We start from the raw sequence: 23,335 nt of genomic DNA, 5'->3' as shown, positions 1-23,335 counted from the left end.
CGCGTCGTAGAATGATCCGCTCCCCGCGCACGTTCGCGCGATACCGTCGGATCTCGATGAAGAAGCTGCTGGCGCGGTTGCGCATTGACCCTTTCACCCTCGCGCTGCTGTGCACGGTCACGCTCGCCTCGTTGTTGCCGGTCTCCGGCGCTGCCGCCGCGATCATGGACGATGTCACCGATGTGGCGATCGCTGCGCTGTTCTTCCTGCACGGCGCACGGCTGTCGCGCGAAGCGGTCAAGGCCGGCGCGCTGCATTGGCGCCTGCATCTGGTGATCCTGGCCTGCACCTTCGTACTGTTTCCATTGCTCGGCCTGTTGTTCAAGCCAGTGGCGCATATCGCACTGACGCCGGAGCTGTACATCGGGGTGCTGTTTTTGTGCGCACTGCCGTCCACGGTGCAGTCGTCGATCGCTTTCACCTCGATGGCGCGCGGTAACGTGCCGGCCGCGGTGTGCGCGGCCTCGCTTTCCAGCTTGCTGGGCGTGTTTTTCACCCCGTTGCTGATGGGCGCGATGGTCGGTAGCCAGGGCGCGATGGCGCACCCGGCCGAGGCCATCGGCAAGATCCTGCTGCAGCTGCTGGTGCCGTTTTTGGCTGGCCATTTCATGCGCCCGTGGATCGGCGGTTGGGTCGAACGCCATCGCGCGGTGCTGCGCTATACCGACCAGGGCACGATCCTGCTGGTGGTCTACACCGCCTTCAGCGCATCGGTGAACGAAGGACTGTGGCAGAAGACGCCATTGCCGGCATTGCTCGCGGTGCTGGGCGCTGCGGCGCTGTTGCTGGCAGTGGCCATGCTGTCGATCACCTTCCTTGCGCGCCGGCTTGGCTTCAACCGCGCCGACGAAATCGCCATTGTGTTTTGCGGCTCGAAAAAGAGCCTGGCCACCGGTGTGCCGATGGCCAAGGTGATGTTTGCCGGTGGCGGCCTGGGTGCGATCGTGTTGCCGATCATGCTGTATCACCAGTTGCAGCTGATCGTGTGCGCGTTCGTGGCTGCGCGCTACGCGCGTAGCGCGCCGGGCGATCCGCCGCCGGCCACCGGCCGCCACTGAAGCGGGAACCCCGGCGATCAGGCGGCGCCGATGCGACCGCCTGCGCCCGCACGATGGGCCGTGCGCTGGCCGTCGAACGCACCCAGACCGGTGCGCTGCGCGTAACAACAATTCGCATCGGATGCCGTTGCCGGCGTGTGTGCAGAGATACAACGGTCATGACCTCCATCGGCGCGGGCGCAGCCCCGCTCGCCAGAGTCGCTGACCCATCCCCTGCCGCCTCCCCTGGTGATCCCATGAAGCTGTCCCGCCGACGCCCTTCCCCGTCCTTGATCGCACTGCTTGCGGTGCTTGCGACCCTGACCGCCTGCGACAAGCCCGCGCCACCGTCGGCACCCGCACACATCACACCCGCCGCCGCACCTGCCGCAGACACCGGGATCGCCTGGCACGAAGGCGATGTCGAAGACGCGTTTGCCGAAGCCAAGGAAAGCGGCAAGCCGATCCTGCTGTACTGGGGCGCGGCCTGGTGCCCACCATGCAACCAGTTGAAGGCCACCTTGTTCAAGGATCCGGCGTTCATCGCACGCACGCGGCAGTTCGTCGCGGTGCACCTGGATGGCGACTCGCAAGGCGCGCAGGCCTGGGGCGAGCAATTCGGCATCAAGGGCTACCCCACCATCATCGTGCTACGCGCGGACCGCAGCGAAATCACCCGTCTGGCCGGCGATAGCGACAACGCCCGTCTTGCCGATGTGCTGCGGGTGGCCGCCACCAGCACCACCACCGTCAAACAGCTGTTGGACAAGGCGCAGCGCGCACCGCAGGAACTCAGCGCGGACGACTGGGCCGTGCTCAGCAACTATGCCTGGGGCATGGACGACCGGCTGATCAAGGCCGATGACGCCGCCGGGTTGCTCGCACGCCTGTCCAAGGCCGCCCCGCAACCGGCACTGCAACACCGGTTTGCGCTCTCGGCGCTGGCCGCAGCAGAAAAGCCCCCCGCGCCAGACCCGGCCTATCGCACCCTGCTGGAAGCGATCCTGGCCGATCCGGCCGAACTGCGCGCGAACCTCGGCACGCTGAGCTACGTCGCCGCGCGTCTGGTCGGTGCGGCCAGCACCGACGCCGGCGAACGTGCCGCCCTGTCGACCAAGCTCGATCAGGCATTGGACACCGTCTATGCCGATACCAGCGTGTCGATCAGCGACCGCCTGGGCACTGCGTACGCGAAGATGCAACTTGCACGCCTTGCGCAAGGGCAGCCGACCGAGACCGAGCCGAAGGGACCACAACCGCCGTTGCCGGCAGCGGTGGTCGCTGCCGTGCACCAGCGCGTGCAAACGGCAGTGGACGCCGCCAAGACCGCCGAGGAACGGCAATCCATCATCAGCGGCGCGGCTTCGTTGTTGAGCGGGGTAGGCGACAGCAGCGCCGCCGAGCAATTGCTGCTGGCCGAACTGGGACGCAGCAAGACCCCGTACTACTACATGGCGGAACTCTCCCAGCTCGCCGAAGAACGCGGCGATCGCAAGACCGCGGCGTCCTGGCTCAAGAAGGGCTATGAAACTGCCGACGGCCCCGCGACCCGCATGCAGTGGGGCGTGATGTATGTGGACGGACTGATCCGGCTTAGCCCCGACGACACCGCCGGCATCGAAGCAGCCGCCACCCAGGTGATCGGCGATCTGGCCACACAGTCCGATGGCTACCGTCAGCGCACCCGTCAGCGCTTCGACCGGCTGGGCGCCTCATTGAAAACCTGGAGCAAGCAGCATCACCAGGAAGGCAACGCGGTGCTGGCACGACTCCGGCAGAAAATGCAGACCAGCTGCGACAGCAAGAACACCAGCGCGTGCAGTAGCTGGCTAAGCTGAGCCAGCACAACCCGGCAGGCATCTGCGCAGCGGCAATCGGGCTGCCTCAGATGTCTGCCGCGGTTCTCACCGCACCCACGGCAACAACAGGTGATCGACCATCAAGAAGGCGAACAACGCCATCAGATACACGATGGAATAGCCGAACATCTTCATCGAAAACAATTCGTCCGGCGGGTCCAGCATGCGCCACGCATACCAGAGAAACACCGCGTTGAGCACCACCGCGCCGCCGAGATAAAACACACCACTCATGCCCACTGCCACCGGCAGCAGCGTCACGATCGCCAACACGATCGTGTAGATGAGGATCTGCTTGCGCGTGTGCGGCACCCCGTGGGTCACCGGCAACATCGGGATCGCCGCCTTGGCGTAATCGGCACGGCGGAAAATCGCCAGCGCCCAGAAATGCGGCGGCGTCCAGATGAAGATGATCAGTACCAGGATCGAGGCATTGATCCAGTCGGCCGTGGTCGGCAGCCCGGTGACCGCCGCCCAGCCCAGCATCGGCGGCGTGGCGCCGGCCAGCCCGCCGATCACGATGTTCTGCGAGGTCGCCCGTTTCAGGTAGACGGTGTAGATCACCGCATAGCCGATCATCGAAGCGAAGGTCAGCACCGCGGTGATGACGTTCACCCAGACCACCAGCATGGTCATGGAGATCACGATCAGTACGCTGGCAAACACCATCACCTGCCACGGCCGTACCTTGCCCACTACCAACGGACGCCAGGACGTGCGCGCCATCTGCGCGTCGATCTTGGCATCGAGTAATTGATTGATTGCCGCCGCCGCCGAGGCGGCCAGCCAGATCCCTACAAACCCCAACGTGCCCGCACGCACCTGTGCCCAGGTCGGTACGCCGGGAATGGCCAGGAACATGCCCACCAGCGCGGTGAACACGATCAGTGCCACCACCTTTGGTTTGGTCAGATCCCAATAATCGCGTGCACTGACAGCCATGCTCATTCCGGCGCGCGCAGCCGCGCCAATAGCGACACCAGCACGAACAGCAATGCCACCGCGCCACCGTTATGCAGCACCGACACTTCCAGCGGCAAGGCCAGCTTGACGTTGAGCATGCCCAGCGTCACCTGCACCGCCACCAGCACCGCCAGCGCCGTCGCCCACACGCGCATCCCCGGCGAACGCGACAAGCGCCACGCCAGCCACCACAAATACAGCGCGGTCGCGATCGCCCACAAGCGATGCGCCATCTGGATGGCGATACGCGCCGCGCCATCAAGCACGCCGCCTTCGTAATCCACACCGATCCCGCGCCACAGCGTGAAGCCTTCGCGGAAATCATGCGTCGGCCACCACTGGCTGACGCAACGCGGGAAGTTGTCCGCAGACCAGCTACCGCCGCCGCAGGCCAGCGCCGCATAGTTGGAGCTGACCCAGCCGCCCAGCGCGATCTGCAGGCCCAGCACCGCCACGCCCAGACGCAGCAGCCACTTCAGCCGCGAGGCGTCGGCCAGCGTGATCGGCAAATGGGTCGCTCGCCACGCCATCCACACCAGCAGCGAAAACATCAGCATGCCGCCGAGCAGATGGCCCATCACCACGATGGGTTTGAGCAGCAGCGTCACCGTCCACATGCCCAGCAGCGCCTGGAAGATAACCACCGCCAGCGTCAGCACGCCGGCGCGTGCCAGATCGATATTGCTCCAGCGCAGCGCCGCCAGCAGCAGGATCGCCTCGCCCGCGGCTGCCACACCCATCGCCAGCGTGTGCCAGCCGGACATGTACAAGGGGATCGAGAGCGCCACCAGCGCCGCTGCCGACACGACCTGCGCAATGCCCATGCGGCGGCGACGCGCGGCCAGCAGCGCCAGCACCAACACTTCCACGCCCAGCGCGCCGGCCAGGAAGCGGTGCACCTGCTCGCGCCAAGCCTTGTGCGATTCCAGCGGGCGAATCTTGCTGGCCACATGCGTGTTGGCTTCGTCGGCAGTCTGCGGCCAGGTGACGCGGCCATAGCAGGTCGGCCAGTCCGGACAGCTCATGCCGGCATCGGACAGGCGCACGAACGAGCCGAACAAAATCGTGCTCGCAGTGAACAGCGCCGCAAGCCAGGCCATGCGGTGGAAGTGGCGGAACAATGCCGGTGGCGCAAACAGATTCATCGAGACGGGCTCACATCAATTTCAGCAGCTTGACCAGATCCGCACGCAAGCCGGCCGGGTCGAAACCCGGGGCATAGCGCAGGATCACGAAGCCGTTGGGGTCGATCACATACACCGGCACGCCGGCCGCATCGTTGCCACGCGGCAGTGCGCGCCGCAACGAGGCGTCGTCACGCAGGACGCGCAAGGCCGGCATCTGCGGCAGACCGGCGGGCGGTGTGCCGATCCACAGCACCTCCACTTTGTCGGCGCGATGCCCAAGCAGCTGCCAGACCTTGTCCAGTTCCGCGGCCAATGCCACGCATTGCTGCGCGCAGTCTGCCGGTGGTGCGAGCGCGATCCGCCAGATGCGCTCGCCAGGCGCCCACGCGTACGGTTTCCCGTCCGCACGCATCGGCACCAGCGCACGCAGGTCGGCGGGCGGATTGAGCAATTGTCCGTTGTTGCGCATCGACGCCGGCTGCCAACCGGAGAAGCGCAGCACGCCGGCCAGCAACATCGAGCCGAAGAACAGCACTGCCAGGGCAATCAGCATCCTGCGGCCGCGTTTGACCGAGTGCGGCGTGGCCGTTGTAGGAGAGGTCATGCCGGCGATTTTCTCATGCCGCGCGGGTCAGTGCCCGCGCCGCCGACGGCGCCGCGCACGCCACGTCAGCAGCGTTGCAGTGGCCAGCACCGCCGCGGCAAGACCGAACCATTGCACCGCGTAACCCAAGTGCCGCGCGGGTGGCAACGTGTTCGGCAGCATCTCCAGATCGCGCTCGTAACCGACCGGCACCACTGGATCCAGGCGCAATACCTGCGACGAAATGTCGCGCCTTCCCAGGGTGCTGCGCACCGCCTGCACATCCAGCCGTGTCGCCAGCCAGGTATTGGACGTGGCGGTGGGCGCCAGCGCCGGCCCGATTGCCAGACCGGATGACGGCGGCGCGCTCAACAGCCCCTGCAGGTCGCGCGTACCTTCCAGTGCAGTGATGCTCGGCAGTTGCCGATTCGCCGGCAGCGGCATCCAACCCAGGTCGACCAGCAGCGTATGCGATGTGCCTTGCGCCGCGGCGAGCTGGTAGACGCGCACACCGGCACGTCCGGCATGCAATTGATTGTCCAGCAGCACCTGCTGCGGCAAGAACCGTACGCGTCCGCTCACCCACGCCAACTCCTGCCGCGCGGCCACTGCCTGCACCAGGGTCAACGGTGTCTCGCGCACATGCGCGGCGCGTTCCAACAACGCTTGCTTGCTGTGCATGCGCTGCAATTGCCACTGCCCGAGCGCAACAAACTCCGCGCTGACCAGCACGGCCAGCGCCCAACCCAACACCGCCGTGTGCTTGCGCGTCATGACAAGCGACGCAAAAAAGCGTGCAATGCCCGGACCACGTCGACGACCACCGGGGCTGTTGTGAACGATTCGCTCAAGACGCTGCTGATTGTCGCCTTCCTGATCGTGATCCTGTGGAACCTGGGTGCCGGTCTGTATTACCTGCTCACCGACCGCGGCCAGACCAAACGCACCGTCAACGCACTGACCTGGCGCATTGGATTGTCAGTCGCATTGATCGCCATCGTGATCATCGGCATCTACACCGGCTGGATCAAGCCGCATGGCATCGGACGCTGAGGCGGCCGGGAATGGAGAATCGGGAGTAGGGAATCGTAGAAGCAAAAGAAGGCTCGCTCTGGCGATTCCCGATTCCCGATTCTCAAAGCACATACACGAACAGGAACAGCGCTAGCCACACCACGTCGACGAAGTGCCAGTACCAGGCGGCCGCTTCAAAGGCGAAGTGGTTATCGCGGCTGAAGTGGCCCTTGGCCGCGCGTAGCCACATCACCGCCAGCATGATTGTGCCCAGCAGCACATGCATGCCGTGGAAGCCGGTGAGCATAAAGAACGTGGAGCCGTAAATTCCCGAGCCCAGCGTGAGATTGAGTTCGGTGTAGGCGTGGATGTATTCCTCCGCCTGCAGGAACAAAAACACGCAACCCAGCAGCACCGTCAACCCCAACCACAGCAGCAGCGCACCGCGCCGGCCGCCTTTCAGTGCGTGATGCGCAATGGTCAGCGTCACACCGGAGGTGAGCAAAATCAGCGTGTTGATCAGCGGCAATCCCCAGGCCGGAATGGTCTGGAATTGCCCGCCGATCGTGCCCGGACCATTGGTCGGCCAGGCAGCGGAATAGCCGTTCCACAGCAGCTCGTTGGTCATCACGCCATCGCCTTCGCCGCCCAGCCAGGGCAGCGTCAGCACGCGCGTGTAGAACAAGGCGCCGAAGAAGGCGCCAAAGAACATCACCTCGGAAAAAATGAACCACACCATCCCCATGCGGAACGAGCCGTCCACCTGGCGGTTGTAGTTGCCGGCGTTGGACTCGCGAATGACATCGCCAAACCACATGAACAAGGTCGCCAGCAACATCGCCATGCCGGCGAAGAATGTCCAGCGCCCCCAGGCCGCGTCGTTGAGCCAGCTGGCCACGCCGATCATCATCACGAACATCGCAATCGACCCGACAAAGGGCCATTTGCTCTGGGTCGGGACGAAATACGCATCGGCGTTGGGACTGTGATCGGCCATGGCGTTGCTTCCGTGTCGTGGTGCAGGTGGATGAAGGTTACGGCGCCGCGCGCGGCGCGCCGGAGACGGCGCCGCCCTGCAGTTCCGAGGTCAGCGCATCGTTGCGATAGAACGTGTAGGACAAGGTGATCGTGGTGACTTCCGCAGGCAAGGCAGGGTCCACGATGAAACGCAGCGGCATGTCGCGCGTCTCCCCGGCCTGCAGCGTCTGCGCGGTGAAACAGAAACATTCGGTCTTGTTGAAGTAGCCCGACGCACGTGCCGGCGCAACCGACGGCACTGCGCTACCCACCACCGCCCGCTTGCTGTCGTTGCGCGCGAAATACAGTGCCTCGTTGAGTTCGCCCGGCACCACGTCCATCGTCATTTGCTCGGGATGGAACGTCCAGGGCAGTTTGGAATTGACCCCGGCATCGAACTCCACCCGCACCGTGCGTTTGCCAGCGCCCACCGCATTGGATGCACCCTCGCGGGTGCTACCCGGTGCGCGCTCCATGCGAATGCCGAAGACTTTTTCGCACGCGATGCGGTACAGCGGCACCAGCGAAAAGGTCAGCACGAAAACGCCTAGCACCACGCCCAGCAGCTTGAACAAGCCGGCGGTTGGCGCATGCGTGGGCGCGCGCGCAGTCATCGGCCGATGACGCCCGAGGCAATGAAGCCAGCATAGATCAGCAACGCAATGATCCCCACCGTGATTGCCGTGCGGCGTACCGCGCGGCGCTGCTGCGCCTGCCGCTCGGCAGCGGAAAGTAGACGCGTCACCGCCGGCTCCGACGCCGATTCAGTGGCCGATGTCTTCATGCGCAAGATCTCCAGGCTTGATGACCGGCGGCACTGTGAAGGTGTGTGCAGGCGCCGGCGAAGGCACCGTCCACTCCAGACCCTTTGCACCTTCCCAGGCGCGCGCATCGGCGCGGGCACCGCTACGTAGCGACGCAAGCAAAATGGCGGCCATCAGGAACGGCGTAGCAAACATGCCGAACGCACCGATCGAACTGACCAGATTCCAGTCGGCAAACACCACGTTGTAGTCGGGGATGCGCCGCGGCATGCCGGCCAGCCCGAGGAAGTGCTGCGGGAAGAACAACAGGTTGACGAAGATCATCGTCCACCAGAAATGGAACTTGGCCCAGGCCTCGTTGTACATGCGCCCGGTCCACTTCGGCCACCAGTAGTACACCGCTGCAATCAAGGCAAACACCGCGCCGGTGACCAACACGTAATGGAAATGCGCCACCACAAAATACGTATCGTGATACTGGAAGTCTGCCGGCACGATCGCCAGCATCAGGCCGGAAAAACCGCCGATGCTGAAGAGGATCACAAACGCCACGGCCCACAGCATCGGCGATTCGAACGTCAGCGAGCCTTTCCACATCGTGCTGACCCAGTTGAACACCTTCACCCCGGTCGGGATGGAGATCAACATCGTGGCGAACATGAAATAGATCTCACCACCGAGCGGCATGCCCACGGTGAACATGTGGTGCGCCCACACAATGAAGCTCAAAAACGCGATCGCGGCGATCGCATAGACCATCGCCTGATAGCCGAACAGCGGCTTGCGGCTGAAGGTGGGGATGATTTCGCTGACCACGCCGAACGCCGGCAGGATCATGATGTACACCTCCGGGTGCCCGAAGAACCAGAAGATGTGCTGGTACATCACCGGGTCGCCACCGCCGGCCGCGTTGAAGAAGCTGGTGCCGAAGAACTTGTCGGTCAGCAACATGGTGACCGCACCGGCCAACACCGGCATGACCGCGATCAGCAGGAACGCGGTGATCAGCCAGGCCCAGCAGAAGATCGGCATCTTGAGCAGATCGATGCCCGGCGCGCGCATGTTGAGCACGGTGGCGATGATGTTGATCGCCCCCATGATCGAGCTGACACCAGCCACGTGGATCGCGAACACGCTGAAGGCCACGTTGTAACCACCCTGCAGCGACAGCGGTGGATACAGCGTCCAGCCGCCGGCTGGTGCGCCACCGGGCAGGAACAGCGTCAACAGCAACAAGGTAAAGGCGACCGGCAACAACCAGAACGACCAGTTGTTCATGCGCGGCAATGCCATGTCCGGCGCGCCGATCTGCAACGGAATCATCCAGTTCGCCAGACCGACGAAGGCCGGCATCACCCCACCGAAGATCATCACCAGCGCATGCACGGTGGTCATCTGGTTGAAGAATTCGGGCTTGACGAACTGCAGGCCGGGCTGCATGAGTTCGGCGCGGATCACCACGCTCATCGCCGCGCCGATGATGAACATCACGAAGGAGAACAGCAGGTACAGCGTGCCGATGTCCTTGTGATTGGTCGAAAAAAACCAGCGCTCGACGAAGCCGGGCTGATGGTGTCCGTGGTGATCGACTGCGGTATGCGCCATGACGGAACGACCTCTGTGAAGCGGTGCGGTTGCGAGCGGTATTAGAGAGCGGCGGTCGGTGCGGCAGCTTGTGCTGCGGGTGCAGCCTCACCGGTAGGTGCTGTCGCTGGTGCTGCGGGCGTGGGCGCTGCTGCTGGTGCTGCTGCCGTCGATGCCGCGGGCGCTGCAGGTGTGGCGCTGCGACGCGATGCCAGCCAACGCTGGAACTCGGCCTTGGGCAGCGCTTCGACCACGATCGGCATGAAGCCATGATCCTTGCCGCACAACTCCGCGCACTGCCCGCGATACACGCCCGGTTGCTCGATATTGGTCCACGCCTCGTTGACGATGCCCGGGATGGCATCCTGCTTCCAACCCAGTGCAGGCACCCACCATGCATGGATCACGTCGTCGGCAGTGATCACGAAGCGGATCTTGGTATTGACCGGCAGCACCAGGCGATTATCGACATCGAGCAGATAATGCGGTTGCGACGCTGCGGTAGGGCGTTCGCCGCTCTGCCGGATGCGGTCCGATTCGCGCGCCAGACGGCTGGTGAATTCCACGCCCTGGCCCAGATATTCGTACTTCCACATCCACTGGTAGCCGGTGACCTTGACGGTCATTTCCGACTCGCGGGTGTCGTACATCGCGATCAATTTGGCCGTTGCCGGCCACGCCATCGCAATCAGCACCAACACCGGAATCACCGTCCACAGCACCTCGGCCCGCGTGTTGTGGCTGAACTGTGCAGCCACCGCGCCCTTGGACTTGCGGAACTTGAACATCGCATAGCCCATCGCCCCGAACACCAGGACGCCGATCACCACGCACACCCACAGCGCCACCATATGCGCCTCGTAGGCCATGCGTGCGGTCTGCGTCACCCCGCGGCCCATGTTGAGCTGCCATTCCTTGGGATCAGCCGATTGCGCCCAGGCGCCCGGTGCGCCGACCAGCGCTGCCATCGCCAGGCCCAACTTTGTGTACGTCGACTTCCAGCTGCTGCGTTGCGTCATTGCCTAGACCCTTACGTCATCGGTGACGGCCATTGGCGGCCGCGAGCAAGCGTTTCAGGGTATCTGCCAGTTCCACACGTTCGGCGGGCCCGAGAAAACTTCCGATCTCGATCTGCCTGCCGCTGCTCACCAACAGCACCCTGTCGTCGCGTTCCATGCATAACCGCACCCAGTGCGGATGTGCCTGAAACGCTGGTGGCGCATGCCCGGACGGAAACACCTCAACTGCGGTCTCCCCTACCCGGATCGCTTCTTCGCGCTCGCCACTTCGCCACAACTGACGTAGCGCCAGCGCCACCATTCCACTGTGCAACAGGGCGAATACCGGCGCGAATACATTACCGGTCCACCACCCCAGGCCCGCAAAGACCCACATCGTTCCGGACAGAACTGCGAACAACAGCACGAATTGCCTGGCCGACAGCGCCCGCGGAGGTCGCAACCGCAATTGCGTCCCAACCCCTTCGGACATCAACGGCAGCACTTCGATCATTGGCAACACGCAGCGGACTGCGGGAACAGCCCGATGGTAGACCCGCGCGAACGCATGCGGCAAGCGTTTCCGCCGATCAGCAAATTGCTGCAGTGCAGCTAAAAATGCGCATAAATCAAATACTTCACTCAAACAGCGGACGGCACAGGCCCGTGAGCGGGTCCACCATCACATCCGTGGGCGACCTGCACAAAACGGCGGGAAAGCTGCCGCTTCCACACAAGTGTGCGGGTGCTCCGGCTCTCTAGAATGCGCAAAGATTCCCAGGCACCTTTCGCATGAACGCTCAGCTCGACTCACTTGCCTCCACCGCCGCCGAGCACCCGCTGCTTGCGCCCGAGTTACCGGCCGCGCCCGGCGCATTGCGCGCTGCCATCACCGCTGCCTGGCTCAAGGACGAAGCCGAGCACGTGCACGAACTACTCGATCAGGCGCGCTTGCCGGCCGCAGAGCAGGCCAAGGTGCAGGCACTCGCCGCCGATCTGGTGACCCGGGTGCGTGCACGCGCACAGGATCAGGGCGCGATCGAAGCCTTCATGCGCCAGTACGATCTGGGCAGCGAGGAAGGCGTGCTGCTGATGTGCGTGGCCGAGGCACTGCTGCGCATTCCCGACCAGGACACCGCAGACAAGCTGATCCGCGACAAGCTCGGCGATGCGGACTGGAAGAAGCACATGGGCGGCAGCGACTCGGTGCTGGTCAATGCATCGACCTGGGGCTTGATGCTCACAGGCAGGCTTGTGCAGCTCAACGACCTTACCCGCGCCGATGTGCCCAGTGCCTTCAAGCGCTTGATCGGCCGCGTCGGCGAGCCGGTGATTCGTCTGGCCGTGCGGCAGGCGATGAAGATCATGGGCCACCAGTTCGTCATGGGACGCACGATCGGCGAGGCGTTGTCGCGTTCGCGCAAGGGCGACAACGCCGACTATCGCTATTCGTTCGACATGCTCGGCGAAGGCGCATTGACCATGAAGGATGCGCAGCGCTATTTGCAGGCGTATCGCGATGCCATCCATGCGATCGGCCGCAGCGGCAGCTTCGTCGGCACCGATGTGTTCGCCGCACCCAGCATTTCGATCAAGCTCTCTGCGTTGTATCCGCGCTACGAGCATGCCAAGCGCGCACGCGTGATGGCCGAACTTGTGCCCGGCGTGCTGGAACTCGCGCAGCTGGCCAAGTCGTATGGCATCGGCTACACCGTCGACGCCGAAGAGGCCGATCGCCTGGAGCTGTCGCTGGACATCATCGAGGCCACCTTTTCCGACCCGTCGCTGGATGGCTGGGAAGGCTATGGCCTGGCGGTACAGGCGTATCAGAAGCGCACGCCCTATACGATCGACTTCCTGGCCGACCTGGCGCGGCGCGTTGGCCGACGCATTCCGGTGCGTCTGGTCAAGGGCGCCTATTGGGATGCGGAGATCAAGCGTGCGCAGATCGAAGGCCACCCCGGCTACCCGGTGTTTACGCGCAAGCAGAACACTGACGTCTCCTACCTGGCCTGCGCACGTCGCATGTTTGCGCACAGCGACGCGCTGTATCCGATGTTCGCCACTCATAACGCGCAGACCATCGCTGCGGTGCGTGCGATTTCAGCGGGTAAGACGTATGAGCATCAGAAACTGCACGGCATGGGCGATGACCTGTATGCCGAGGTGATTCCTGCCGATCGTCTGGGGCTGCCGTGTCGTGTGTATGCACCGGTCGGCTCGCATGAAGATCTGCTGCCTTACCTGGTGCGTCGCCTGCTCGAAAACGGCGCTAACTCCAGCTTCGTCAATCGCATTACCGATGAGGACGTCGCCATCGAAGACCTGATCCGCGATCCAGTCGAAGCGGTGTCGTCGTTTGTCTCCATCCCGCACCCCAAGATCCCGCTGCCGACCGATCTGTTGCGCAGCCAGAACCAGAACAGGAAGAACTCCATGGGCGCCAATCTCGCCAACGACAACGATCTGCGGCAGCTGGCCGAGCAACTCAACGCCGCCGTCAAACCGTGGAAGGCAGCGCCGCTGGTCCCGGGTGCGGTGATCAGTACCCAGAGCGAAGCAGTGCTGAACCCGGCCGATCGCCGCGAGACGGTGGGGCACTGGCAACCGGCCGACCCTGCAACGGTGCAGAAGGCGCTGGCGTCAGCAGCTGCAGCCCAACCGGGCTGGAACCGCACCCCGGCGGCAAGCCGCGCCACCATCCTGGAACACGCCGCCGACTTGTTAGAGGCGCGCATGCCGGAGTTCATGGCGATCTGCGTCAAGGAAGCCGGCAAGACGCTGCCCGATGCTGTGGCCGAAGTCCGTGAGGCAGTCGACTTCCTGCGCTACTACGCCGGCCAGGCACGCGCACAATTTGGCGCACCCGAGCGCCTGCCCGGACCGACCGGCGAGTCCAATGAACTGCAATTACACGGTCGCGGCGTGTTCGTCTGCATCAGCCCCTGGAATTTCCCGCTCGCGATTTTCCTGGGCCAGGTCGCCGCCGCGCTCGCTGCCGGTAACAGCGTGATCGCCAAACCCGCCGAGCAGACCAATCTGATCGGCTATGCGGCATTGAAGCTGCTGCACGAAGCCGGCGTACCGGAAGCCGCCGTGCAATTCCTGCCTGGTGACGGCGCCACCGTGGGTGCTGCACTGACCAACGATCCGCGCGTGGCGGGCGTGGCGTTCACCGGTTCCACCGAAACCGCGCGCATCATCAATCGCACTCTGGCCGCGCGCGATGCCGCTATCGGCGTGCTGATCGCCGAGACCGGTGGCCAAAACGCCTTTATCGCCGACTCGTCATCGCTGCCCGAGGCCGTGGTGAAGGATGCAATTTCCAGCGCCTTCATCTCCGCCGGGCAACGCTGCTCGGCGGCGCGCGTGTTGTTCGTCCAGGACGACATCGCCGACAAGGTCATGACCATGCTCGCCGGTGCCATGGGCGAGCTGAAGATCGGCGACCCTGGCTTGCTTTCGACCGACGTTGGCCCGGTAATCGATGCAGATGCGCTCAAGATCCTCGACGATCACGCATCTCGTATGGACCGTGAGGCACGCCTCATCGGAACCACTAAGCTGGAAGACGTCACCGCGCACGGCAGCTTCTTTGCCCCGCGTGCCTATGAGCTGACGTCGCTCACCCAGTTGCAACGCGAGGTTTTCGGTCCCGTTCTGCATGTGATTCGCTGGAAAGCCGACCAGCTCGACACCGTTATCGACCAGATCAACGCCACTGGCTATGGCCTGACATTGGGCGTGCATTCGCGTATCGACGACACCATCGAGCGCATTACATCGCGCGTCGCCGTCGGCAACGTCTACGTCAACCGTAATCAGATTGGCGCCGTCGTCGGTGTGCAGCCCTTCGGCGGTCAAGGCCTTTCCGGCACCGGCCCAAAAGCCGGCGGCCCGCACTATCTGCTGCGCTTCGCCACGGAGAAGGTTGTCACCGTCAACACCACCGCAGCAGGCGGCAACGCCTCGCTGCTGACACTGGGTGATTGAAGAAGGGCTGGTTGATCCACAGCCAGGCAAGAAAAACCCCGCGAGAGCGGGGTTTTTTTATGCCTGGGAGAGAAACAGGTCGATCAAGTGCCGCCGATTCACGTATGAAGCGGCCAGCAAGCCAGGCGCCTTGGGTCGCCAATCGAGATTGGCGTCGTTGAATGCATCGGGTCATCCGGTCATTGCGGCCTGGTTTCGCGCCACCGTTCGGCACGCCCTTGTTTAAGAATCCCTTTAGCCGGAGAAATGCCGGCAGCAGCCTCACCGCTGTCGGGATTCGACCCAATTCAGCGGGATTGATCAGTAAAGCTCGTTTGATCGATGCTCATTCGTCTGCCTCGAAGCTTCGATGCCTCAGTTCCTCAGTGTCAGTGTCAGTGTCACACGCTATGCCGAGCTCACTCGCCGGCATGTTGGCAGCGGCAGCGTCACCTTCCGCTGGCATGAGTCGCCCCTTGCAGCGCGGGCGGCGCCTCACGGGCAGCACCTCTCTGTTTGCAGGTCGCGTGCGGCTGGAGGTCGGCATGCAGAAAAGCAATCGAGCGGCAATCAGTCAGCCACCAGATAGCGGTCTCCAGGAGCACAGGCGAGGGTTTGTGAGCGACACATATCGTGTACGTCGTCGTCACCTAGCTGCGCGTGGTTCGAGCGCCATGTAACGCAATGAAGATTGGCTGGTACGTGCGTGCGGGTCGCCGCGCCAGGCAGGNAGTCAGCCACCAGATAGCGGTCTCCAGGAGCACAGGCGAGGGTTTGTGAGCGACACATATCGTGTACGTCGTCGTCACCTAGCTGCGCGTGGTTCGAGCGCCATGTAACGCAATGAAGATTGGCTGGTACGTGCGTGCGGGTCGCCGCGCCAGGCAGGCGTACGCGTGTCGCAGGCCTGCCATTTGTAGCGCGACACGCGGTCCGGCGCGGGTTTGGCGGGTTGCGGAGTATTTTTCTAACGACCAGGCAAAAAGAAACCCTCAGTCCAGTTGGACTGAGGGTTTCGGGTAAAGCCCCTGGCGATGACCTACTCTCGCATGGCTTGAGCCACACTACCATCGGCGCAGCTGCGTTTCACTTCCGAGTTCGGGATGGGATCGGGTGGTTCCACAGCGCTAATTTCACCAGGGAGACGGTTGGAGTGTCGCCAGTCGGAGCTTCGTGGCAAACGGATGCAGGTTAGTGCAARCGTTTGCGTTGAAGCGCCTACGGCGCTCGTCTCGCATAGTTAACTTGTGACGTAGCTTGCGTTTGCGGATCTACCAACGTTCGTTGGGACCAAGGCAACTTGAGGTTATATGGTCAAGCCGCACGGATCATTAGTATCAGTTAGCTCAATACATTGCTGTACTTACACACCTGACCTATCAACCACATAGTCTATATGGTTCCTTTAGGGGGCTTGTGCCCCGGGAAGTCTCATCTTGAGGCGCGCTTCCCGCTTAGATGCTTTCAGCGGTTATCGCTTCCGAACATAGCTACCCGGCAATGCCACTGGCGTGACAACCGGAACACCAGAGGTTCGTCCACTCCGGTCCTCTCGTACTAGGAGCAGCCCCTCTCAAACTTCCAACGCCCATGGCAGATAGGGACCGAACTGTCTCACGACGTTCTGAACCCAGCTCGCGTACCACTTTAAATGGCGAACAGCCATACCCTTGGGACCGACTACAGCCCCAGGATGTGATGAGCCGACATCGAGGTGCCAAACACCGCCGTCGATATGAACTCTTGGGCGGTATCAGCCTGTTATCCCCGGAGTACCTTTTATCCGTTGAGCGATGGCCCTTCCATACAGAACCACCGGATCACTAAGACCTACTTTCGTACCTGCTTGATCCGTCGATCTTGCAGTCAAGCACGCTTATGCCTTTGCACACAGTGCGCGATGTCCGACCGCGCTGAGCGTACCTTCGTGCTCCTCCGTTACTCTTTAGGAGGAGACCGCCCCAGTCAAACTACCCACCATACACGGTCCCTGATCCGGATAACGGATCTAGGTTAGAACGTCAAGCACGACAGGGTGGTATTTCAAGGATGGCTCCACTGCAGCTAGCGCCACAGTTTCATAGCCTCCCACCTATCCTACACAGACGAACTCAACGTTCAGTGTAAAGCTATAGTAAAGGTTCACGGGGTCTTTCCGTCTTGCCACGGGAACGCTGCATCTTCACAGCGATTTCAATTTCACTGAGTCTCGGGTGGAGACAGCGCCGCTGTCGTTACGCCATTCGTGCAGGTCGGAACTTACCCGACAAGGAATTTCGCTACCTTAGGACCGTTATAGTTACGGCCGCCGTTTACTGGGGCTTCGATCAAGAGCTTCGCCTTGCGGCTGACCCCATCAATTAACCTTCCAGCACCGGGCAGGCGTCACACCCTATACGTCCACTTTCGTGTTTGCAGAGTGCTGTGTTTTTGATAAACAGTCGCAGCGGCCTGGTTTCTGCGACCCTCTTCAGCTATAGCTCGCATGAGCCACCAAAAAGGGTGCACCTTCTCCCGAAGTTACGGTGCCATGTTGCCTAGTTCCTTCACCCGAGTTCTCTCAAGCGCCTGAGAATTCTCATCCTACCCACCTGTGTCGGTTTACGGTACGGTCTTCGTGAGCTGAAGCTTAGGAGCTTTTCCTGGAAGCGTGGTATCAGTGACTTCGCCATAAAGGCTCGTCTCGGTGCTCGGTCTTAAAGAATCCCGGATTTGCCAAAGATTCAAACCTACCGCCTTTCCCCGGGACAACCAACGCCCGGTACACCTAACCTTCTCCGTCCCTCCATCGCACTCACGCGAGGTGCAGGAATATTAACCTGCTTCCCATCGACTACGGCTTTCGCCCTCGCCTTAGGGACCGACTAACCCTGCGTCGATTAACGTTGCGCAAGGAAACCTTGGGCTTTCGGCGTGCGGGCTTTTCACCCGCATTATCGTTACTCATGTCAGCATTCGCACTTCCGATACCTCCAGCAGACTTCTCAATCCACCTTCGCAGGCTTACGGAACGCTCCTCTACCGCGCATAAAACAAGTTTTATGCACCCCAAGCTTCGGTTCACTGCTTAGCCCCGTTAAATCTTCCGCGCAGACCGACTCGACCAGTGAGCTATTACGCTTTCTTTAAAGGGTGGCTGCTTCTAAGCCAACCTCCTGGCTGTCTGTGCCTTTCCACATCGTTTTCCACTTAGCAGTGAATTTGGGACCTTAGCTGTGGGTCTGGGTTGTTTCCCTTTTCACGACGGACGTTAGCACCCGCCGTGTGTCTCCCGGATAGTACGTACTGGTATTCGGAGTTTGCAATGGTTTGGTAAGTCGCGATGACCCCCTAGCCATAACAGTGCTCTACCCCCAGTAGTATTCGTCCGAGGCGCTACCTAAATAGCTTTCGAGGAGAACCAGCTATCTCCGGGTTCGATTAGCTTTTCACTCCTAATCACAGCTCATCCCCGTCTTTTGCAACAGACGTGGGTTCGGGCCTCCAGTACCTGTTACGGCACCTTCACCCTGGCCATGACTAGATCACCCGGTTTCGGGTCTACTGCCCGCGACTATGCGCCCTTATCAGACTCGGTTTCCCTTCGCCTCCCCTATACGGTTAAGCTTGCCACGAACAGTAAGTCGCTGACCCATTATACAAAAGGTACGCAGTCACTCTTGCGAGCTCCTACTGCTTGTACGCACACGGTTTCAGGATCTATTTCACTCCCCTCTCCGGGGTTCTTTTCGCCTTTCCCTCACGGTACTGGTTCACTATCGGTCGGTCAGGAGTATTTAGCCTTGGAGGATGGTCCCCCCATATTCAGACAGGGTTTCACGTGCCCCGCCCTACTCGTCTTCACTGGAGTGGCCCTTTTAAATACAGGGCTATCACCTTCTATGGCCAATCTTTCCAGATTGTTTTTCTAAAGCCATTCCAGCTTAAGGGCTGTTCCCCGTTCGCTCGTCACTACTTAGGGAATCTCGGTTGATTTCTTTTCCTCCGGTTACTTAGATATTTCAGTTCACCGGGTTCGCTTCCAGCAGCTATGAATTCACTGCAGGATACTGCCGAAGCAGTGGGTTTCCCCATTCGGATATTGCCGGATCAAAGCTTGTTGCCAGCTCCCCGACACTTTTCGCAGGCTACCACGTCCTTCATCGCCTCTGACCGCCTAGGCATCCACCGTGTGCGCTTATTCGCTTGACCATATAACCCCAAGTTGCCTCGGAGCTACATGTACGTGTTGTGTGGGGTACAAAGCCACCAACGCGAACATACGACTCAATTACTTAGGGACTCGAAGTCCCCGCCTTAGCCTCAACGACACGTTTAGATAGATATCTCAAACGCTCGCTACGTCACAAGTTATAAAAGAACATGTATCAGCCTCAACGCTGACCCATATAAATTCTTAAGTGTGCACTACATTCAGAGTGGTGGGTCTGGGTAGACTCGAACTACCGACCTCACCCTTATCAGGGGTGCGCTCTAACCACCTGAGCTACAGACCCGAAGTCTTTTCACTCAATATGGTGGAGCCTGTCGGGATCGAACCGACGACCCCCTGCTTGCAAAGCAGGTGCTCTCCCAGCTGAGCTAAGGCCCCAAAAGGGACTTCGCATACCGACCTGTGCCGGTATGAATCTCTGAATGCAGGTAATTTGTGAGGACGCCCGACAGGACGAATGACGTCATGCTCAAAAGGAGGTGATCCAGCCGCACCTTCCGATACGGCTACCTTGTTACGACTTCACCCCAGTCATCGGCCACACCGTGGCAAGCGCCCTCCCGAAGGTTAAGCTACCTGCTTCTGGTGCAACAAACTCCCATGGTGTGACGGGCGGTGTGTACAAGGCCCGGGAACGTATTCACCGCAGCAATGCTGATCTGCGATTACTAGCGATTCCGACTTCATGGAGTCGAGTTGCAGACTCCAATCCGGACTGAGATAGGGTTTCTGGGATTGGCTTGCCCTCGCGGGTTTGCAGCCCTCTGTCCCTACCATTGTAGTACGTGTGTAGCCCTGGTCGTAAGGGCCATGATGACTTGACGTCATCCCCACCTTCCTCCGGTTTGTCACCGGCGGTCTCCTTAGAGTTCCCACCATTACGTGCTGGCAACTAAGGACAAGGGTTGCGCTCGTTGCGGGACTTAACCCAACATCTCACGACACGAGCTGACGACAGCCATGCAGCACCTGTCTCACGGTTCCCGAAGGCACCAATCCATCTCTGGAAAGTTCCGTGGATGTCAAGACCAGGTAAGGTTCTTCGCGTTGCATCGAATTAAACCACATACTCCACCGCTTGTGCGGGCCCCCGTCAATTCCTTTGAGTTTCAGTCTTGCGACCGTACTCCCCAGGCGGCGAACTTAACGCGTTAGCTTCGATACTGCGTGCCAAATTGCACCCAACATCCAGTTCGCATCGTTTAGGGCGTGGACTACCAGGGTATCTAATCCTGTTTGCTCCCCACGCTTTCGTGCCTCAGTGTCAGTGTTGGTCCAGGTAGCCGCCTTCGCCACGGATGTTCCTCCCGATCTCTACGCATTTCACTGCTACACCGGGAATTCCGCTACCCTCTACCACACTCTAGTGACCCAGTATCCACTGCAATTCCCAGGTTGAGCCCAGGGCTTTCACAACAGACTTAAACCACCACCTACGCACGCTTTACGCCCAGTAATTCCGAGTAACGCTTGCACCCTTCGTATTACCGCGGCTGCTGGCACGAAGTTAGCCGGTGCTTATTCTTTGGGTACCGTCAGAACAATCGGGTATTAACCGACTGCTTTTCTTTCCCAACAAAAGGGCTTTACAACCCGAAGGCCTTCTTCACCCACGCGGCATGGCTGGATCAGGCTTGCGCCCATTGTCCAATATTCCCCACTGCTGCCTCCCGTAGGAGTCTGGACCGTGTCTCAGTTCCAGTGTGGCTGATCATCCTCTCAGACCAGCTACGGATCGTCGCCTTGGTGGGCCTTTACCCCGCCAACTAGCTAATCCGACATCGGCTCATTCAATCGCGCGAAGCCCGAAGGTCCTCCGCTTTCACCCGTAGGTCGTATGCGGTATTAGCGTAAGTTTCCCTACGTTATCCCCCACGAAAGAGTAGATTCCGATGTATTCCTCACCCGTCCGCCACTCGCCACCCATAAGAGCAAGCTCTTACTGTGCTGCCGTTCGACTTGCATGTGTTAGGCCTGCCGCCAGCGTTCACTCTGAGCCAGGATCAAACTCTTCACTTAAAATTACATGTCCGAAGACAAATTACTTTAGCTGCAGAAGTTCAACCACTGACAACTTATCGCTTGCAAAGCAATTAATATGTTGCTTTTTGATTAAACGTCTGCAAGATGGACAATCATCCTTCCTGCAGGCGTCCGCACAAATTACCTGCGCACACTGTCAAAGAACATTGGGAAGTGGCCTCAGCGCCGTTCCCGTCAGCTTCGTCGTTTCCGTCGAAGCGAGCCGCCCATTATAGCGGACTTTTTCTTGCCGTCAACACCTTGTTTCCGAGGTGGTTGACGCTGCTTCGTTTCAACCCGAAGGTTTTCTGCGAAGCGAGCMGGCCATATTAGCAGGCTTTTCATCTCCGTCAACCCCTCGTGAAGAGGAAGTTGCCGCCGCTGCACTTCAATCCGCCGTAGCGTCTTTCCGTGTAGCGAGCCGCCCATCATAGCCGGCTTTTCCGTTTCGTCAACACCTTGAAGAGGAAGTTGCCGCCGCTGCACTTCAATCCGCCGTAGCGTCTTTCCGTGTAGCGAGCCGCCCATCATAGCCGGCTTTTCCGTTTCGTCAACACCCTAATTTCAGGGGATTTTCCAACCCTTTCGCTCTGGTTCCGCGTTTGCGAAGTCCGTTGCGTCGGGGGAGGCGAACTATATGCCTACGAAGCAATTTTGGGAAGCCTTTTGTGAAAAAAATTTCACGGGATTGCCAAATGCTTGCGCTGGCACTGGTTTGGTCTCGCAGGACACATTGAAAGGCAACGCATGGGTCGCGACTCACATATATAGAGTGTTGCGACAGCGACCCAATGTTGCGGCTGTGCAGCAACGCTGCCGCCGGCTCACGCAGCGACCAGCAACACCCTGGCGAAATTGCGCTTGCCCACCTGGATGACGGCTTCGAATCCTGGGCCGAAGACGCGGCCGGCATTCTCTATCACCTCGCCGTCGATCTTGACCGCGCGCTCCTTGAGCTTGCGATTGGCCTCTGAGTTGCTCGGCGTAAGCCCGGCAGCCGTCAGCAGGCTGGCAATCCGCAGTCCTTCCGCCGGGACCACGACCTCCTGCAGCGGCAACAGACTGGTGTCGCCCTGCCCTGTGACCACGGCGTGCCAGCCGGCGATGGCCTGTTCGGTTGTCGCTGCATCGTGGAAACGCGTCGTCAGTTCGCGGGCCAGGCGCAATTTGACATCGCGCGGATGCAGTTCACCGGAGGCGACCTGCTCTTTCAAGCGTGCCGCTTCGGCCACGCCGATGTCGAAGGACAACAGATCGATCCAGCGCCAGGTCAGCTCGTCGCCGATCTTCATGGTCTTGGTGACGATATCGATCGCCGGCTCATTGATACCGATGTAGTTGCCCAGCGACTTGGACATCTTGGCGACGCCGTCCAGCCCTTCCAGCAACGGCATGGTCAGCACGACCTGCGGCGCCTGGCCGTAATGCTCCTGCAGACCACGGCCCATCAACAGGTTGAACTTCTGATCGGTGCCGCCCAGTTCGACGTCGGCCTTCAACGCCACCGAGTCGTAGCCTTGCACCAATGGATAAAGGAACTCATGGATGGCGATCGGCTGCTGGCCGGCGAAGCGCTTGGCGAAATCGTCGCGCTCGAGCATGCGCGCCACGGTGTGCTGGGCGGACAGCTTGATCATGTCGGCGGCGCTCATCTGGCCGAACCACTCGGAGTTAAAGCGTACTTCGGTGCGCTCGCGGTCCAGGATCTTGAAGACCTGCTCTTCATAGGTGCGGGCATTGGCTAGCACATCGTCGCGACTGAGCGGTTTGCGGGTGGCGTTCTTGCCGCTCGGGTCGCCGATCATGCCGGTGAAGTCGCCGATCAAAAAAATGACCTGGTGACCCAGCTCCTGAAATTGCCGCATCTTGTTGAGCAACACGGTGTGACCCAGGTGCAGATCCGGCGCTGTGGGGTCGAAGCCGGCCTTCACCCGCAGCGGGACGCCCGACGTCAGGCGGGCTTCAAGCTGATCGAGCTTGAGAATCTCGTCGGCGCCACGGCCAATGAGTGCGAGGGATTCTTCGATAGTGGCCAACCACAGACTCCAGCGGCGTTTGCCGTCAACAACGTGAATGATGTTAAACGCGGGTTAATTCCGCGCCAAGTGAAAATAATGAACAGGCTCAATGGTTTGACGCGCTGTTGCAGGCTGTCTATGGTACCGGCGATTGGGCTCGCACT

At 61.0% G+C, this 23,335-nt stretch carries 15 protein-coding genes, 2 tRNA genes and 3 rRNA genes; 4 read left to right on the top strand and 16 right to left on the bottom strand.

Going from position 1 to position 23,335, the window contains the following annotated elements:
- The first annotated feature begins 11 nt into the window (after positions 1–11).
- Together ASF90_RS06540 and ASF90_RS06535 are read left to right on the top strand one after the other, a co-directional pair.
- Positions 12–1,058 carry a bile acid:sodium symporter family protein gene (locus ASF90_RS06540; RefSeq protein WP_055847460.1) on the top strand — a complete coding sequence of 349 codons (1,047 nt, stop codon included), beginning with the start codon at positions 12–14 and terminating at the stop codon, positions 1,056–1,058.
- A gap of 236 nt (positions 1,059–1,294) precedes the next feature.
- Entirely contained in the window at positions 1,295–2,875 is a 1,581-nt protein-coding gene (locus ASF90_RS06535; RefSeq protein WP_055847458.1) for a thioredoxin family protein, read from the top strand.
- A 66-nt stretch (positions 2,876–2,941) separates the two neighbouring features.
- Here the strand turns inward: ASF90_RS06535 and cyoE are convergent, their stop codons facing one another.
- From cyoE to ASF90_RS06515, 4 genes are read right to left on the bottom strand one after another with little or no spacing between them, the layout of a single operon-like run.
- Positions 2,942–3,838 (bottom strand): heme o synthase, encoded by an 897-nt coding sequence (gene cyoE / locus ASF90_RS06530; protein ID WP_055847455.1) that lies wholly within the window; start codon positions 3,836–3,838, stop codon positions 2,942–2,944.
- Positions 3,839–3,840: 2 nt separating this feature from the next.
- Positions 3,841–5,004 carry a COX15/CtaA family protein gene (locus tag ASF90_RS06525; RefSeq protein ID WP_055847452.1) on the bottom strand — a complete coding sequence of 388 codons (1,164 nt, stop codon included), beginning with the start codon at positions 5,002–5,004 and terminating at the stop codon, positions 3,841–3,843.
- Between the two features lie 10 nt (positions 5,005–5,014).
- Positions 5,015–5,590: a hypothetical protein gene (locus ASF90_RS06520; protein ID WP_055847449.1), complete on the bottom strand. Its 576-nt coding sequence runs from the start codon at positions 5,588–5,590 to the stop codon at positions 5,015–5,017.
- Positions 5,591–5,617: 27 nt separating this feature from the next.
- Positions 5,618–6,343, bottom strand: coding sequence for an SURF1 family protein (locus tag ASF90_RS06515; RefSeq protein ID WP_055847446.1), 726 nt, complete (start codon positions 6,341–6,343; stop codon positions 5,618–5,620).
- A 60-nt stretch (positions 6,344–6,403) separates the two neighbouring features.
- Between ASF90_RS06515 and ASF90_RS06510 the strand changes: the two genes are divergently transcribed.
- Positions 6,404–6,622, top strand: coding sequence for a twin transmembrane helix small protein (locus tag ASF90_RS06510; RefSeq protein WP_005996896.1), 219 nt, complete (start codon positions 6,404–6,406; stop codon positions 6,620–6,622).
- Positions 6,623–6,704: 82 nt separating this feature from the next.
- On the opposite strand, the gene ASF90_RS06505 is transcribed toward ASF90_RS06510, so the two are convergent.
- From ASF90_RS06505 to ASF90_RS06485, 6 genes are read right to left on the bottom strand one after another with little or no spacing between them, the layout of a single operon-like run.
- Complete coding sequence (locus ASF90_RS06505; RefSeq protein WP_055847444.1) at positions 6,705–7,580, bottom strand: cytochrome c oxidase subunit 3; 876 nt, start codon at positions 7,578–7,580, stop codon at positions 6,705–6,707.
- Between the two features lie 37 nt (positions 7,581–7,617).
- Positions 7,618–8,214 (bottom strand): cytochrome c oxidase assembly protein, encoded by a 597-nt coding sequence (locus ASF90_RS06500; RefSeq protein WP_055847441.1) that lies wholly within the window; start codon positions 8,212–8,214, stop codon positions 7,618–7,620.
- Complete coding sequence (locus tag ASF90_RS23325; RefSeq protein ID WP_003484652.1) at positions 8,211–8,384, bottom strand: hypothetical protein; 174 nt, start codon at positions 8,382–8,384, stop codon at positions 8,211–8,213. Before ASF90_RS23325 ends, ASF90_RS06500 begins: the two co-directional genes overlap by 4 nt.
- Positions 8,365–9,969, bottom strand: a complete 1,605-nt coding sequence (gene ctaD, locus ASF90_RS06495; protein WP_046964238.1) for a cytochrome c oxidase subunit I — start codon at positions 9,967–9,969, stop codon at positions 8,365–8,367. The genes ASF90_RS23325 and ctaD overlap by 20 nt, the downstream gene beginning before the upstream one ends.
- A 41-nt stretch (positions 9,970–10,010) precedes the next feature.
- A complete protein-coding gene (gene coxB, locus ASF90_RS06490) occupies positions 10,011–10,967 on the bottom strand; it encodes a cytochrome c oxidase subunit II (protein WP_055847438.1) in 957 nt (318 codons plus the stop codon).
- Positions 10,968–10,983: 16 nt separating this feature from the next.
- Positions 10,984–11,460 carry a DUF2244 domain-containing protein gene (locus tag ASF90_RS06485; protein WP_055847435.1) on the bottom strand — a complete coding sequence of 159 codons (477 nt, stop codon included), beginning with the start codon at positions 11,458–11,460 and terminating at the stop codon, positions 10,984–10,986.
- Between the two features lie 278 nt (positions 11,461–11,738).
- Here ASF90_RS06485 and putA point away from each other — a divergent pair, with 278 nt between their 5' ends.
- Complete coding sequence (gene putA, locus ASF90_RS06480; protein WP_055847432.1) at positions 11,739–14,939, top strand: bifunctional proline dehydrogenase/L-glutamate gamma-semialdehyde dehydrogenase PutA; 3,201 nt, start codon at positions 11,739–11,741, stop codon at positions 14,937–14,939.
- Positions 14,940–15,944: 1,005 nt separating this feature from the next.
- On the opposite strand, the gene rrf is transcribed toward putA, so the two are convergent.
- From rrf to tyrS, 6 genes are all read right to left on the bottom strand, one after another.
- Positions 15,945–16,059 (bottom strand): 5S ribosomal RNA (rrf, locus tag ASF90_RS06475).
- 169 nt (positions 16,060–16,228) lie between these two features.
- Positions 16,229–19,109: ribosomal RNA gene (locus ASF90_RS06470) — 23S ribosomal RNA — on the bottom strand.
- Between the two features lie 228 nt (positions 19,110–19,337).
- Positions 19,338–19,414: transfer RNA gene (locus ASF90_RS06465), tRNA-Ile, on the bottom strand.
- A gap of 19 nt (positions 19,415–19,433) precedes the next feature.
- A tRNA-Ala gene (locus ASF90_RS06460) sits at positions 19,434–19,509 on the bottom strand.
- Positions 19,510–19,603: 94 nt separating this feature from the next.
- Positions 19,604–21,150: ribosomal RNA gene (locus ASF90_RS06455) — 16S ribosomal RNA — on the bottom strand.
- The 16S, 23S and 5S rRNA genes sit together here with 2 tRNA genes alongside, the layout of an rRNA operon.
- 827 nt (positions 21,151–21,977) lie before the next feature.
- Entirely contained in the window at positions 21,978–23,189 is a 1,212-nt protein-coding gene (gene tyrS / locus ASF90_RS06450) for a tyrosine--tRNA ligase (RefSeq protein WP_055847429.1), read from the bottom strand.
- Positions 23,190–23,335 lie beyond the last annotated feature (146 nt).

The organism is Xanthomonas sp. Leaf148, assembly GCF_001423585.1.
In the GTDB taxonomy this organism is placed as follows: Bacteria; Pseudomonadota; Gammaproteobacteria; order Xanthomonadales; family Xanthomonadaceae; genus Xanthomonas.
This window is presented reverse-complemented; position numbering and strand designations above follow the sequence as displayed.

Coding starts and splice junctions, on each gene's coding strand:
- ASF90_RS06540 (WP_055847460.1), top strand. CDS start 12: ATGATCCGCTCCCCGCGCACGTTCGCGCGATACCGTCGGATCTCGATG.
- ASF90_RS06535 (WP_055847458.1), top strand. CDS start 1,295: ATGAAGCTGTCCCGCCGACGCCCTTCCCCGTCCTTGATCGCACTGCTT.
- cyoE (WP_055847455.1), bottom strand. CDS start 3,838: ATGGCTGTCAGTGCACGCGATTATTGGGATCTGACCAAACCAAAGGTG.
- ASF90_RS06525 (WP_055847452.1), bottom strand. CDS start 5,004: ATGAATCTGTTTGCGCCACCGGCATTGTTCCGCCACTTCCACCGCATG.
- ASF90_RS06520 (WP_055847449.1), bottom strand. CDS start 5,590: ATGACCTCTCCTACAACGGCCACGCCGCACTCGGTCAAACGCGGCCGC.
- ASF90_RS06515 (WP_055847446.1), bottom strand. CDS start 6,343: ATGACGCGCAAGCACACGGCGGTGTTGGGTTGGGCGCTGGCCGTGCTG.
- ASF90_RS06505 (WP_055847444.1), bottom strand. CDS start 7,580: ATGGCCGATCACAGTCCCAACGCCGATGCGTATTTCGTCCCGACCCAG.
- ASF90_RS06500 (WP_055847441.1), bottom strand. CDS start 8,214: ATGACTGCGCGCGCGCCCACGCATGCGCCAACCGCCGGCTTGTTCAAG.
- ASF90_RS23325 (WP_003484652.1), bottom strand. CDS start 8,384: ATGAAGACATCGGCCACTGAATCGGCGTCGGAGCCGGCGGTGACGCGT.
- ctaD (WP_046964238.1), bottom strand. CDS start 9,969: ATGGCGCATACCGCAGTCGATCACCACGGACACCATCAGCCCGGCTTC.
- coxB (WP_055847438.1), bottom strand. CDS start 10,967: ATGACGCAACGCAGCAGCTGGAAGTCGACGTACACAAAGTTGGGCCTG.
- ASF90_RS06485 (WP_055847435.1), bottom strand. CDS start 11,460: ATGATCGAAGTGCTGCCGTTGATGTCCGAAGGGGTTGGGACGCAATTG.
- putA (WP_055847432.1), top strand. CDS start 11,739: ATGAACGCTCAGCTCGACTCACTTGCCTCCACCGCCGCCGAGCACCCG.